Origin of the sequence: Rhodoferax sp., from assembly GCF_030653815.1 — a bacterium.
Lineage (GTDB): Bacteria > Pseudomonadota > Gammaproteobacteria > Burkholderiales > Burkholderiaceae_C > Rhodoferax.
This window is the reverse complement of the sequence record NZ_JAURYQ010000017.1, coordinates 25,796-39,211: the sequence shown is the minus strand read 5'-3', so window position 1 is coordinate 39,211 and position 13,416 is coordinate 25,796. Positions and strand designations below refer to the sequence as shown.

Below are 13,416 nucleotides of genomic sequence, written 5' to 3'. Positions count from 1 at the left end.
GCCAGGCAAGGGGCACAGCGCGTTCATGGTGCATGGCTGGCAGTGGCCGGCAGGCGTTCCAATCAACGACCCTCAGCTACAATTCACCTCAGTATAAGGCCCTGCATTCACCCGCTTTCTGGCAGGTCAAGCCCACCCTACCGGACCCATCCACCCATGAAGCACGCCCGTTCAATTGTTTACACATCCTTGCGCTGGCTCACCCTGTTGGGAGCCTTGACGGCCCTGTCGGGCCATGCGGACGAATACGCAGACACCAACCAATTGGTGCGCGCCAACAAATTCACCGAAGCCCTGGCCAAGGTTGACAGCTACCTGGCCAGCAAACCCGCCGACCCCCAAATGCGTTTTCTCAAGGGCGTGATCCAGCGCAATCTGGGCAAACCGGCCGAGGCCATCAATACCTTCACGCTGCTGACCCAGGACTACCCTGAACTGCCCGAGCCGTACAACAACCTGGCCGTGCTTTACGCGGGCCAGGGCCAGTATGACAAGGCGCGCGTGACGCTTGAAATGGCCATTCGCACCAACCCCAACTACGCCACCGCCCACGAAAACCTGGGTGACGTCTATGTCCGGCTGGCCAGTCAGTCCTACAACAGGGCTTTGCTGCTGGACAGCGGCAACACGGCGATTCCACCCAAGCTGACCCTGACGCTTGACGTGTTCAAACCCAAACTGGCACCCAAGAAATGAGCGGCACCATGCATCTAAAAACCCTTTTTTCCTTGGCCCGCACCACGCTGGTCGCGGCCACATTGCTTTCCGCCGCCCATCTGGCCCTGGCGCAAGCCGCACCAAAGGTCAAATTTGCCACATCATCGGGTGATTTTGTGGTCGAGGTGTACCCCGACAAGGCGCCCAAAACTGTCGAAAATTTTTTGCAGTACGTCAAGGACAAGCACTATGACGGCACCGTGTTTCACCGGGTAATCAACAACTTCATGGTGCAGGGCGGCGGTTTTGATGCCAATTTCCAACAAAAGCCCACCCGCGCCCCCGTGGTGCACGAAGGCCGCCAGGCCATGGAAAAGGGCTTGCGCAATGCGGTTGGCACGCTTGCCATGGCGCGCACCAGCGACCCGCAGTCGGCCACCGCCCAGTTTTATATCAACGTCAAGGACAACGCCTTCCTGGACCCAGGCACCCAGGGCTACGGCTACACCGTGTTTGGTAAAGTCGTTTCCGGCATGGACGTGATCGACAAAATCAAAGTCGTGCCCACCGGCATGGGCCCGGTTGGTGCCGACGTCCCCAAAACCCCTATTCTTATCAACTCTGCAACCCTGGTGAAATAAATCATGAGCAACCCCCAAGTCGAACTCCACGTCAAAAACTACGGCACCATCACGCTTGAACTCGACGCTGACAAGGCGCCCAAGTGCACGGCCAACTTCCTGGCCTATGTCAACAAGGGCCATTACGACAACACCATTTTTCACCGTGTGATTCCCGGCTTCATGGTGCAAGGCGGCGGCATGGAACCCGGCATGGCGCAGAAGGGCTGCGACGCCCCGATCGAGAACGAGGCCAACAACGGCCTGAAAAACCTGAACTACACCGTGGCCATGGCGCGCACCGGCGACCCGCATTCGGCCACCGCCCAGTTTTTCATCAACGTCGCCGACAACACCTTCCTGAACCACACCGCACCCAGCCAGCAAGGCTGGGGCTACGCCGTGTTCGGCAAGGTGGTGGCAGGCACCGACGTGGTGGACAAGATCAAGGCCGTCAAGACCGGCCGCAAGGGCTACCATGACGACGTGCCGCTGGAAGACGTGGTGATCGAGAAAGCCGTCGCACTGTAAGCCAACAAGCAGCTCACGCGGTGAAGGCTGAACCGGCTTGGCGCACGGTTGACTTCATCTCTGACCTGCACCTGCAGGTCGGCGAGCCTGCCACGGCCGCGGCCTGGCAGCGCTACATGGCCAGCACGCCTGCCGATGCGCTGTTCATTCTGGGAGATTTGTTCGAGGTCTGGGTTGGTGACGACCTCATGGCTGCCACGGACGACCCCGACGCTGCCTTTGCGCGGCAATGCCAACAAATTTTGCAAGCCACCTCCAGGCGCCTGCCGGTGTATTTCATGCACGGCAACCGGGATTTTTTGCTCGGTGAGGACGTCGCCCGAGCCAGCGGCATGACGCTGTTGCCCGACCCGACGGTACTGGACTTTGCTGACCAACGCTACCTGCTGTCCCATGGCGACGCGCTGTGCCTGGGCGATGTGGACTACCAGCAGTTCCGCGTGCAGGTGCGCCAGCCCACCTGGCAAGCGCACTTTCTGGCCAAACCCCTGGCTGAGCGCCAGGCCTTTGCGCGCGGCCTGCGGGCCCAAAGCGCAGCCCGCAAAGACAGCGGCGCCACGTATGCCGATGTCGACACCGCAGCCGCGCTGTCATGCTTGCACGCTCATGGCGCCAGCACCCTGATTCACGGCCACACCCATCGGCCGCAGGACCACCTGCTGGATGCCGATGCACAGCCGCCATTGCGCCGCCTGGTGCTGAGTGACTGGGATGCTGTGGCCCAGCCACCGCGGCTGGAGGTGTTGCGCTTGCGCGCCGGCCACGCACCCGGGCGCGTGGCACTGGCCCCAACGCCTTAAGGCTTCAGCAACACTTTCAGGACATTTTGCAAACGACGCACCTGTGCCGCATCAAAAGCCGATGCCAGCACCGTGGCGGCATCCTGCGCCCAGGTTTGTGCCGGTGCCGGGTCGTTGCGCTTGGTCAACAACTGCAACTGGTACATGCGCCGTGCGCTCAACTGCTCAGCCGGGGTGGGCACTTCGGCCGCCATCTCCAGGCGCAGCAGTGCTGTGGCAGCCTCACCGGAAGCAGGCTGGGACACGGCCTTGACCCAGGCCGCCCGCGCCGCCGGGCTGACCCGGCTGCCGAGTTCCTGCACGCCGGGCACTTGGGCGGCATCACGCGTTTCCCAGGCCGTCAGCAAATGCGTCAGGGCCTCGCCATGGGCCTGCGCCGCCAGCTTGCGCAAGGCAAACTGAGCCTGCTCCAGCGCGTCGCGCTGAGCCCGGAAGGCAGCATCGCCCAGGCGCGGCGCATCAGAGCGCTCGCCATAAGCGGGGCGGTCAGGGCGTGCATCGCGGCGCGGACCACGGTCATCCATGCGGCCGGGACCGCGCGCATCACGCGCGCCGTCACGACCCGCCGGACGGCCGGCGTCCTTGCGGTCACCAAACTTGCCACCCCGGCCCATGGCAGCAGGCTCTTCTTTTTTCATGCCCGGACGATCATCGCCACGCATGGCCACCACGCGTTTGGGCGCAGCCACGGGTTTGACGACTTCGGGTGCAGCTTCTGGCGTCTCGCCAGGGGCTGCTTCTGATGACGTTTCTGCCGTCTCGGGCGCTTCAGCCACAGCCTCAGGCTGAGCCATCGCGGTGTTGGTCTCGGCAGGGCCGGCCGCCGTGACAGCCGCCTGCGCCAGCGCCTGACCGCTCAATGCGGCCTCAAGCGCGCTCATGGCACTGCGAATGGCCTGCGCATCGCCTGAGGCATTGGCGGCCTGCAGCGCCTTGGAGGCGTCCAGCACGACGCGGTCGCGATCGCTCAGGGCACTTTGTGCCTTTTCGCGCTCGGCCGTCTTCCGGTTGAAAGCTTCATCAATCGGTTTGCGGAAGGCGTCCCACAGCTTTTGTTCGTGGCGGCGGTCGATCGGCACGCGGTGCGCCTCGGCCTGCCAACGCTGCTGCAGCGCCTTGACGGCGTCGATACGCAACATGGCCTCGGCACCCAGCGCGCGGGCCTCGTCAATCATGGCATGGCGCGCTTCCAGGCTTTGCTTTTGCAGGGTCTCCAGCGGCTCGGCCGCGTGGTCAATGGCGGCTTTCCAGAGCGGTTGCAGCTCGGCAAACATTTTTTCACCAATGTGGCCGGCCTCACGCCAGCGGTCGCCAAACTGGTGCAACACGCGGCTGAAGCCTTTCCAGTCGTCGTCCAGCGCGACCCGGTTGGCCTCGGCCCAGGCCTTGACTTCTTCGATCAGGGCCAGGCGCTGGGCACGGTGCTCGGCCGACTCGGCCTTCATTTTTTCCAACCAAGCCTCGACCACCTTGTGGGCTTCGTTGCAGGCTTCGTCAAAACGCTTCCACAGCGCATGGTTGGGTACACCACCCTGGTCGGTCAGCTTCCATTGCTCACGCAAACCACGCAACTGGTCCTGCATCTTGCGACCACCCATGGCCTGGCCCTCGGGGCGCTTGAGCAGGCCCTCGGCCTTGGCCACCAGTTCTTCGCGCAGTTGGTCGGCACGCCAGCGCTGCCAGCCCTCAAGTTCACCCGCAGCCACCAGCGCCGCGTGCGCCTGGGCTTCCAGTTTGTCGTCAATCAGGCGGCCGTTGTCCTTGAGCACCTGGCGCAGCGCATTGGCCGCGCCCGCGCTGGCCTTGCCATGGCCCTGGGCCATTTCATGTTCCAGCTTGGCCAGCACCTCGGCCACATGGGCAGAGGCCTTGGCGCGAATTTCGGGGTCGACCTTGGGCTTGGCAGGTGCAGCCACCGGTTCCAGCGGAATGCCGCGCGCAACGCGCAGCTCGTCAGCCCACACCGGCACCTTGGGCAAAGGTGCTGCCGGGTCCTGGGCAGCGGCGACCGTGAGCGCCAGGGCATCCTGAAAAGCTTGCCAGACCAGCTGCAACTGGGCTTGCGCATCGTGCAGCTGGGTGACAAAACGAACGTCCACACTGGACCAATTGGCATCCGCCACCAAAGCCTCTGCCTCGGTTTGCCAATGGGCGACATCGGCGGCCAAGGCCTCCTGGGCAGCCTGGGCGTCGGTCCAGGGCTTGGTCGACAGCACCTCGATGCGCTGCGCCAGCAACACCGCGGCCTCGCGCTGCACCTGCACCCGGTGCTGCAGGTCTTCAATGGCACGCACGCGTTCCACCAGTTGCGCCTTCAGGCCGGCCAGCGGCTCCTTGCTCAGCGGCGCACCGGCCTTGGCGGCATCGCGCTGCCAGGCCAGGGCGTCGGCCAGATTGAGTTTGCTCAAGGCCAGCAGCGCCTGGGCCTTGTCGGCCCATTCCAGTGCGATGCTGGCCTGCGTCTTGCTGCGCTTGATCTCGTCAAGCTTTTCGCGCAGCAGTTTGGCAGCACCCTTGTCCTTGCCGCTGAGCTCCTTGAACACCTGCTGCAACTGCTCGTTGCCCGGACTGGTCGCCAGCCATTCGCGGATACAGGCCATGCGCTCGCCCGAGGTTTGCGCAGAAAACGCCCCATGCGTGAGCGCATCCAGCGGATGGACCTCGGGGGTTTTGGCGCTGACGGCGGGCACGTCAAGCGTGGGGTTGGCTTTGCTTTGGGTAGAAAAAGGGAACATCGACATCGCGCACTAAATTGAGAAAGTGCCCACTGCAGGGCAGCGGGAATAAACAGCTATTTTCGCCGGGTTTTGACACCCGGCCAAAAAACAATTTGCCACGCTATTGGGTGGCCAGATTGAGCTCGGCCCGGGGCTGCCATTTGGCATCCTCCGGCGCGGCTTTGGTGGCGCCCAGAAACAGGCGTTCCATGGGCAGCTTGAGGCTGGCCAGGTAGTCGCGCACCGCCACGCCCCGTTGCTCGGCCAGCGCCCGCATGGCCGCTTCGGTCACGCTCAGGTTGGCCAGCAGCAAGGCTTCCATTTCCGGTACCGGGATGTCCTTGGCCAGCCCGATCAGGTTGCGCGGCTTGGGAAAGTCAGCCCGCTTGTAAACCGCCTTGAGCAGCACCGGGTAGTCTTGCGCTGACACGGCAAGCGCCCTGGCGTCTTCCGCCGTGGCACCATCCAACACCGCACCACGCCGCTTTTCAGCCAGCACCAGCGCCTGCAACTGTGCCCGCTTGTATGCATCGCGCTCATGCGCCAGGCTGGCACTGCCCACCACCGTCATGCTCAGTGCCGGGCGCTCCAGCAGCGCCTTGGCGACCTTGTCGAGCCCGGTACGGGCCTCCGGGCTCAGGCTGGCGCTGCCGGGCGCAAAGTTGACCATGCTCAGTTCTTCACCGCCGCCGCCCAGCGCGCTGGCCAGCAGGGAAAACGGCGCAGTAATGGCTTTCACGATCAGATTGACGATCAGCTTGAACACAATCGGCCCGATACGAAACTGCGGGTCGCTCAGCGAGCCACTGACCGGCAGGTTGATGTCAATGACGCCATGGCGGTCGGCCAGCAGCGCCACCGCAAGCTTGACCGGCAAGGTGTCCTTGGCATCCGGCACGGCATCGCCAAACTTGAGCTGATTCAGCACGATCTTGTGGTTGGCCGAAAGCCGGCCGTCGGGCTGCACCTGGTAGTTGATGTCGACACTGAGCTTGCCGCGCTCAATGCCGTAACCGGCATAGCGGGCCGAATAGGGGGACAGCGGGGGCAACTCCAAGTCGCGCACCTTGCCCGTGATGTCGAGCGCGAGCGGCTTGACCAGTGGATTTATTTTGCCCAGCACCTCCAGCGAGGCCGTCCCCTGGGCGCGTCCGTGCAGTTCCATGTCGGCCAGCTGCACCGCGCCGTTGGGCGCCTGCGACGAAAACGCGCTGAGCTTGCCGGTGAGCTCGGTCAGATCAGCCGAGTAGTTGGGCTGGATGAAACGGTCGCTGAAGTCCACCCGGCCACCCAGCAAACTGACCGGGCCAAAATTCACCACGGCAGACAACTCCGGCGCCGAAGCGGATACCGCCGGCGCGTCGGCCACCGTGGAGGAAGGCGCGGCGGGTTTGAGCACGTCCTGCAAGTTGAAGCGACCCGCCGGGCTGAGGATCAGGCGGGCATAAAAATCACTGAGCACCGTTTCCTTGACGTCGAACCGGGTCGCCACGCCCGGTGCCAGCTCCAGTGACAAGCCGCGCAGGCTCAGGGCTTTCCAGTTCAACAAGTCCTCACCCGGCACAAAAGGCTGCGCCTGCGCCAGGGTGTTGGCCCGAAAGTCTTCAAAGCTGGTGTCGCCCTGCACTTTCAGCCGCATACCACCGGGCTGCTGGGCAAAGTTGACCTGGCCTTGGAAGCTGGCATCGGCATGCAGCAGTTCCACGTTGAGCTGCTCAGTCAAATAAGGCTCGAGCGCATGCAGCGGCAGACGCTGCGCCGTCAACTGCCCCTGAATTTGCAGTGGCGTCAATTTGCCCGAGCCACGCCAAGCCAGGCGACCAGCCTCGTTGCGGCCCTGCTGCACGCGCGCAGCCAGGTTCAGGCCGAAACTCTTGCCCTTGACCGTTGAAAAGTTTTTGAGCTGCAGCGCGATGGCCGACCCATTGATGCTCACCGGCTTGTCGCCCGACTGGTCGACAAAGCCCAGCAGTCCGTTTTGCACGTCGAGTTGTTGCACGGCGAGCGTCCAGGGCTTGCTGGCGGATGACTTGACGGCCGCAGCGCCCACAGTACGCGCTTGAGGCGGCTGGGCTTTGAGCCAGTCTTCGAACATCCAGCGCCCATTGGCGGCCCGCAGCACACGGGTTTGCGGCTGGCTGACGCTGATCTGGCCCAGACTGGCGCTGCGCCCGGTAACATCAATCGTCACGTCACGCAGTTGCAGTTGCTTGATGCTCGCCAGCGACGTTTTACCGGCCTTGCCGCGCTGGACGGGTGCCAGAGTCAACTGGTCCAGCGTCAACTGTGGCAACTGGACTTCAAGTTGCTGCGCTTGCCCTGCCTGCACGGGAGCCTGCCAGTGCAGGTTCAGCGCCGTGTTCAATATCCCATCGAGGCGCGGCTGCAGCACTTCAGCCAGGTAAGGCGCAGCCACCGCCAGCGGCAAGTCAGCCAGCTGTGCGCTGAGCTGCATGCTTTGCGCGTTGGTGCTGCCCTTGAAAGCGAGGCTGGCGCCGTCGAACCGGGCCTGCCCTTCAAAGGGCATCGCGTCCGTCATGGGCCATTTGAAGGCAGACGCGCTCACGTCCAGCGCGCTTAGCTGCAGGCGGCCGGGCGCGGCGATGCTGGCATCTTGCCACAGCACCTGGCCACCCTGCACAGTCAATTGGTCGAGGCTGACTTTCCAGGGCTTGGCCGCCTTGTCAGCGGTCGCCGGGGAGGCCTTGGCAGGTGGCAGCAGCGCCAGCCAATTGAGCCGACCGGCCCGGTCGCGCGTCAAACTCAGGCGCGGCTCGGACAGGGTCAGGCTGGCCAATTGCACGTTTTGCAGCAGGGGTTGCACATCTTTCAATTCGAGCGTGAGCTGACTGAACGCAAGCAAATCAGGCGACGGGCTTGCGTTGCCTGCCGCGTTCGACACCAATGTGACCTGGCTGGCCTGAATCTGGCCCTCCAGCCGCACGCTGGCTTCCGACGTCTTCTCAAACGCCAGCTTAAGGTCGGCATCCAGCACCGCCGACGTCAAGCGCAAGGGCAGACTGGCCGGTTGGTAGCCCAGATACGGAGCCAAGTCGAGTTTGGACACTTTCAGGCTGAGTGCGGTCTTCTGGCTTTGGGCGAACGGCGTGCTTTGCGCCGCCGAGTCAAAGCGGCTGCCATCGAGTGCAAACGCCAGCTGCGGAACCACCACCACGTCACGTTGCGTGGCCAGATTGCTCAGGAACGGCAGCTTGATCTGGAGCTGGCTGAGCTGGTGTGTTTTTTGATGCGGCGCGTCGGTGAATTCAATCGCACCGTCGGCCAGCACCAGGTTGTACAGGGCAAACCGCAGCGGGTCCGACGCTGGCGTGCTGGGCTTGGTGGCCAAGCGGTCCATCACGTCGTCAAGGTCATAACGTCCCTGTCCCAAGTGCGTCAGCCGCAACTGCGGCGCTTCCAGGGTGATGGCGTCCACCACGGGGGCCCACTTCAGCAAGGACTGCAGTTCGGCATCTAAATAAAGACGCTTCACAAACAACTGCGGCACAGCCCCTGCGCCAGCCCCCGCCTGCGCAATTTTGAAGTCATGGACAGTGAGCTCCAGAGACCAGGGCTTGAACTCGATCTGCCCCAGACTCACCGGGCGCCCGAGCTGTTCACCCAGCCGGGTTTCCAGCTGCGTCTTGAGCCAGGGCGGCAGCGCCAGCCAAGCCAATCCCCACAAGAGCAGCACGGCGGCCAGCGCCACTGCCAGACGGCGCAGCCACTTGGAATGATGAAGCTTTTGAACGTCCATCAGTGTATTTTCCGCCTCGTTTCAAGGCTGATAAAGCACATGAAAACAAAATTTACAATTTCTTTTTAGAATATAAAACCTATTTCTTATGGTTGACTTGGTATATCCAGTCCCCCTAGAATCCGGCGACCTTGACAAAATCAAGGGAAAACCCTCACCCGCTGCCGACCCCGGCAACATCAAATCTCTGCACCAACGGGCCAGAATCCGCAGGATCTTGATAGCGTAACAACCCATGCCTGGATCATTGATCCGCTTGAAGCCAGCTCTTCAAGTGACATCAACCCTCGCGCAAGAAGGAGAAGCTATGACAGCGTCTAACAACATGAGTTCCAGCCTACGGCAAGCCACGGCAGCCGTGACCAAAGGCTTTTTTCAACTGACCCACAACAGTTTTGCCCTGATTGGCCTGGCTGTTTTATTTGCCGCCATGGCCCTGGTGGCACGCCCCGAGCTGCGCCAGGTGGGCGAAATCAAGCTTTTCAGCTGGTTGCAGGAGCGCCAGCAAGAAGTGAGCGGCATGGTCAGCGACCTGGTCGCCATCGACCGCGCCACCGCAGCCGACCCCAAGGAACTGCCCAAACAGCAGGCCGCCGTGGCGTTCTGGTTGAGCAAAAAATACCGTGTGGCACCGGAGCCCATCAGCGCCCTGGTGTCCGAGGCCTACAGCATTGGCGCGCGCGTCAAGATTGACCCCACGCTGATCCTGGCCGTGATGGCCGTTGAATCCGGCTTTAACCCGTTTGCCCAAAGCTCTGTGGGCGCGCAAGGCCTGATGCAGGTCATGACCAAGATCCACAGCGACAAGTACCAGAGCTTTGGTGGCAAATTTGCCGCCTTTGACCCACTGGCCAACCTGCATGTTGGCGTGAAAGTGTTGCAAGACTGCATACGCATGGCGGGTTCGGTTGAAGGGGGCCTCAAATACTATGTTGGCGCCGCCAATATGGAAACCGACGGCGGCTATGCCTCCAAAGTCATGGCCGAATACACCCGACTGCAACAGGTCGCCCAGGGTCGCGCAGTGCCGCGAGCCAATGCGGCTCCCACATTGACCAAGGCGACGCTGCCCCCACCCGCACCGGAAGCACCCGCAGCCACGCCAGACAAAGCAGCCACCCTGGCCATGGGCTGAGGACCTCAGCTAAAATCAGACAGTACGCGACTGGCGATAGGCAACACCCTGTGACGGGACACGTTGCCGAAGTGGGAACACCACGGGGGAGCGTGCCGCAGGACCTTGACAGGTTTTGTGATCAGCCGTTCGCCTGGGCACCTCAACCCGTAAGCCCCACGCCTTCAAGGACTGACATGTTCAACCGAAACATCCTCATCGAGCAAACCGACCCCGAGCTGTTTGCCGCCATCCAATCTGAAAACCAGCGCCAGCAAGACCACATCGAGCTGATCGCCAGCGAAAACTATGCCTCGCCCGCCGTCATGGCCGCACAGGGCACCCAGCTCACCAACAAGTACGCCGAAGGCTACCCCGGCAAGCGCTATTACGGCGGCTGCGAGTTTGTCGACATTGCCGAGCAACTGGCGCTGGACCGCGTCAAGCAACTCTTTGGCGCTGAAGCCGCCAACGTGCAGCCGCACTGCGGCGCCTCGGCCAACGAAGCCGTCTTTCTGGCGTTTTTGAAGCCTGGTGACACCATCATGGGCATGAGCCTGGCCGAGGGCGGCCACCTGACGCACGGCATGGCGCTGAACATGAGCGGCAAGTGGTTCAATGTGGTCTCTTATGGCCTGGACGCCAACGAAGCCATTGACTACGACGCCATGGAGCGCAAGGCGCATGAGTCCAAACCCAAGCTGATCATTGCCGGCGCCAGTGCCTACAGCCTGCGCATTGACTTTGAGCGCTTTGCCAAGGTGGCCAAAGACGTCGGCGCCATCTTTATGGTCGACATGGCGCATTACGCCGGCCTGATCGCGGCCGGTGTCTACCCCAACCCGGTGCCGCACGCCGACGTGGTCACCAGCACCACCCACAAGAGCCTGCGCGGCCCGCGCGGCGGCATCATTTTGATGAAGTCGCAGCACGAGAAAGCCATCAACAGCGCCATTTTCCCCGGCCTGCAAGGCGGCCCGCTGATGCATGTGATTGCAGCCAAGGCCGTGGCTTTCAAGGAAGCGCTGCAACCCGACTTCAAGCTCTACCAGCAACAGGTGCTGACCAACGCGCGCATCGTGGCCGAAACCCTGACCGAGCGCGGCCTGCGCATTGTCAGCGGCCGCACCGAAAGCCACGTGATGCTGGTGGACTTGCGCTCCAAAAAGATCACCGGCAAGGAAGCCGAGGCGGTGCTGGGTGCGGCGCACATGACCATCAACAAGAACGCCATTCCCAACGACCCCGAAAAACCCATGGTGACCAGCGGCGTGCGCGTGGGCACCCCGGCCATGACCACGCGCGGCTTCAAGGACGAAGAGGCACGCCTGACCGCCCATCTGATCGCCGACGTGCTGGACAACCCGCGTGACGAGACCAACATCGCCGCCGTGCGCGCCAAGGTCCATGCCTTGACCTCGCGCTTCCCGGTGTACTCTGCCTAGTCATGAAATGCCCCTTCTGCAGCCATCCGGAAACCCAAGTGGTGGAAACCCGGGTTTCTGAGGACGGGGGCTTCATACGGCGGCGGCGGCGCTGCGCTTCGTGCGACAAGCGCTTTACCACCTACGAGCGCCCGGAGGTGAACTTTCCGGCCATCGTCAAAAAAGACGGCCGCCGCATCGAATACGAGCGCGCCAAACTGCTGGCCTCCATGAAACTGGCACTGCGCAAGCGCCCGGTGAGCACCGAGCAGGTGGACGGCGCGGTGGAGCGCATCGAAGAAAAACTGCTCAACCTGGGCCTGCGCGAAGTGCTGTCCACCCGCATTGGCGAACTGGTGATGTACGAGCTGAAAAAGCTCGACAAAGTGGCCTACGTGCGCTTTGCCAGCGTCTACCGCAGCTTTGAAGACATCGACGACTTCAGGACACTGGTGGATGAGGTTGGGCGGTAATATTCCCAATTACACGGCTTTAGATTCCCTGATTTACGTTGATTGATTCCCAATTGCACGGTACCATGTGCAATCATGAACACCCCAACCCCACTCTATTCACGGCTCATAACGGCGCGAGTTGCCGAGGCACTCACAGACACGCCCGTCGTCATGATCGCGGGTCCAAGACAGGCCGGAAAAACCACGTTGGTACGCCAGATGGCGAACCAGGAGCGACGCTACCTCACGCTTGATGATGAGTTGACCCGGTTGGCGGCCAAGGAAGACCCCGTAGGAACGATTCGCAACCTAGATAGGGCCATTATTGATGAAATCCAGCGTGCCCCGCAACTGCTGCTGGCCATCAAGAAGACTGTTGATGAAGATCGACGCCCTGGGCGCTTCCTGCTGACCGGATCGGCCAACTTAATGACGCTGCCCAGCGTGGCAGATTCGCTGGCCGGGCGAATGGAAACCTTAACTTTGCTACCTCTGTCGCAAAGCGAAATGCATGGCACCACGCTCAACTGGCTGGACAGCGCCTTTGCCGGAGTTGTCCCAAAAGTGTCCACCCCAATCGTCGGTGAAGCGCTGGTCGAAGCAGTGTTGCGTGGCGGTTATCCGGAAGCGGTCTCGCGCGCCACGCCACGCCGCCGCACCGCTTGGGCCCGCCAGTACATCGATGCCATCATCCAACGTGACGTGCGCGATGTGACAGGCGTTGACCGGCTTGACCAACTGCCTCGTTTTTTACAGGCCTTGGCGCAGGTCTCAGGTCAGATGTGCAACTACACCCAATTGGGCGGCCAGGTTGGGCTGGATCACAAAACGGCAGCCCGCTATGTCAGTGTGTTTGAGCAGATGTACTTACTCAAGAGAGTCGAAGTTTGGGCCAGCAACCGACTCAACCGGGTGGTGAAAACTCCCAAGGTACAGTTCATAGATTCAGGCCTGCTGTCCGCCCTGATTGATCTCACGCCAGCCACAGCCGCACAAGATCGCAGCCGCTTTGGTCATGTGTTGGAAACCTTCGTTTACGGGGAAATACTCAAGCACGCTACCAGCGCAGAGGGTGACTACCAATTGCTCTACTACCGCGATCACGATCAATTCGAGGTGGATGTGGTGGTGGAAAACGCAGGCGGACAATTGGTGGGAGTGGAGATCAAGGCAGCAGCCTCGGTCGGAACGAACGATTTGCGCGGCCTCAAACGGCTGGCCAGTATTGCTGGCGACCACTTCAAGCTGGGCATAATCCTCTACGATGGCACGGAAACCCTGCCGCTCGGAAATCGCATCTGGGCGGTGCCAATATCAAGCTTATGGGGTCAGTAGGGCGTT

General features: G+C 62.1%; 10 protein-coding genes and 1 riboswitch. Of the genes, 8 read left to right on the top strand and 2 right to left on the bottom strand.

The annotated features are described in order from the left end of the window. Window positions 1-156: 156 nt before the first annotated feature. From Q7U49_RS06315 to Q7U49_RS06300, 4 genes are read left to right on the top strand one after another with little or no spacing between them, the layout of a single operon-like run. Window positions 157-696, top strand: coding sequence for a tetratricopeptide repeat protein (locus Q7U49_RS06315; protein WP_370653972.1), 540 nt, complete (start codon window positions 157-159; stop codon window positions 694-696). Between the two features lie 8 nt (window positions 697-704). After that, the gene (locus Q7U49_RS06310; RefSeq protein ID WP_304763233.1) at window positions 705-1,298 is read left to right on the top strand and encodes a peptidylprolyl isomerase; all 594 of its coding nucleotides are present in this window, start codon (window positions 705-707) and stop codon (window positions 1,296-1,298) included. A 3-nt stretch (window positions 1,299-1,301) separates the two neighbouring features. Continuing rightward, window positions 1,302-1,808, top strand: coding sequence for a peptidylprolyl isomerase (locus Q7U49_RS06305; RefSeq protein WP_304763231.1), 507 nt, complete (start codon window positions 1,302-1,304; stop codon window positions 1,806-1,808). 20 nt (window positions 1,809-1,828) lie between these two features. Further along, window positions 1,829-2,608 carry a UDP-2,3-diacylglucosamine diphosphatase gene (locus tag Q7U49_RS06300; protein ID WP_304763230.1) on the top strand — a complete coding sequence of 260 codons (780 nt, stop codon included), beginning with the start codon at window positions 1,829-1,831 and terminating at the stop codon, window positions 2,606-2,608. Here the strand turns inward: Q7U49_RS06300 and Q7U49_RS06295 are convergent. Further along, window positions 2,605-5,343, bottom strand: a complete 2,739-nt coding sequence (locus Q7U49_RS06295) for a DUF349 domain-containing protein (RefSeq protein ID WP_304763229.1) — start codon at window positions 5,341-5,343, stop codon at window positions 2,605-2,607. The genes Q7U49_RS06300 and Q7U49_RS06295 overlap by 4 nt on opposite strands. A 103-nt stretch (window positions 5,344-5,446) precedes the next feature. Further along, window positions 5,447-9,082, bottom strand: coding sequence for a DUF748 domain-containing protein (locus tag Q7U49_RS06290; protein ID WP_304763228.1), 3,636 nt, complete (start codon window positions 9,080-9,082; stop codon window positions 5,447-5,449). 307 nt (window positions 9,083-9,389) lie between these two features. Here Q7U49_RS06290 and Q7U49_RS06285 point away from each other — a divergent pair, with 307 nt between their 5' ends. The 4 genes from Q7U49_RS06285 to Q7U49_RS06270 all read left to right on the top strand — a co-directional run bounded on the left by Q7U49_RS06285 (window position 9,390) and on the right by Q7U49_RS06270 (window position 13,410). Next, the gene (locus Q7U49_RS06285) at window positions 9,390-10,217 is read left to right on the top strand and encodes a lytic transglycosylase domain-containing protein (RefSeq protein ID WP_304763227.1); all 828 of its coding nucleotides are present in this window, start codon (window positions 9,390-9,392) and stop codon (window positions 10,215-10,217) included. Window positions 10,218-10,233: 16 nt separating this feature from the next. Beyond that, window positions 10,234-10,363: riboswitch (ZMP/ZTP riboswitch) on the top strand. 30 nt (window positions 10,364-10,393) lie between these two features. Further along, window positions 10,394-11,641 (top strand): serine hydroxymethyltransferase, encoded by a 1,248-nt coding sequence (glyA, locus tag Q7U49_RS06280; RefSeq protein ID WP_304763225.1) that lies wholly within the window; start codon window positions 10,394-10,396, stop codon window positions 11,639-11,641. Window positions 11,642-11,643: 2 nt separating this feature from the next. Next, window positions 11,644-12,093 (top strand): transcriptional regulator NrdR, encoded by a 450-nt coding sequence (gene nrdR, locus Q7U49_RS06275; protein WP_304763223.1) that lies wholly within the window; start codon window positions 11,644-11,646, stop codon window positions 12,091-12,093. A gap of 75 nt (window positions 12,094-12,168) precedes the next feature. Then, entirely contained in the window at window positions 12,169-13,410 is a 1,242-nt protein-coding gene (locus tag Q7U49_RS06270; RefSeq protein ID WP_304763221.1) for an ATP-binding protein, read from the top strand. Window positions 13,411-13,416: the final 6 nt, after the last annotated feature.

What these genes read in the sequence shown, in the direction of transcription:
- Q7U49_RS06315 (WP_370653972.1), top strand. Translation starts at nt 157, where the DNA reads ATGAAGCACGCCCGTTCAATTGTTTACACATCCTTGCGCTGGCTCACC.
- Q7U49_RS06310 (WP_304763233.1), top strand. Translation starts at nt 705, where the DNA reads ATGCATCTAAAAACCCTTTTTTCCTTGGCCCGCACCACGCTGGTCGCG.
- Q7U49_RS06305 (WP_304763231.1), top strand. Translation starts at nt 1,302, where the DNA reads ATGAGCAACCCCCAAGTCGAACTCCACGTCAAAAACTACGGCACCATC.
- Q7U49_RS06295 (WP_304763229.1), bottom strand. Translation starts at nt 5,343, where the DNA reads ATGTTCCCTTTTTCTACCCAAAGCAAAGCCAACCCCACGCTTGACGTG.
- Q7U49_RS06290 (WP_304763228.1), bottom strand. Translation starts at nt 9,082, where the DNA reads ATGGACGTTCAAAAGCTTCATCATTCCAAGTGGCTGCGCCGTCTGGCA.
- Q7U49_RS06285 (WP_304763227.1), top strand. Translation starts at nt 9,390, where the DNA reads ATGACAGCGTCTAACAACATGAGTTCCAGCCTACGGCAAGCCACGGCA.
- glyA (WP_304763225.1), top strand. Translation starts at nt 10,394, where the DNA reads ATGTTCAACCGAAACATCCTCATCGAGCAAACCGACCCCGAGCTGTTT.
- nrdR (WP_304763223.1), top strand. Translation starts at nt 11,644, where the DNA reads ATGAAATGCCCCTTCTGCAGCCATCCGGAAACCCAAGTGGTGGAAACC.
- Q7U49_RS06270 (WP_304763221.1), top strand. Translation starts at nt 12,169, where the DNA reads ATGAACACCCCAACCCCACTCTATTCACGGCTCATAACGGCGCGAGTT.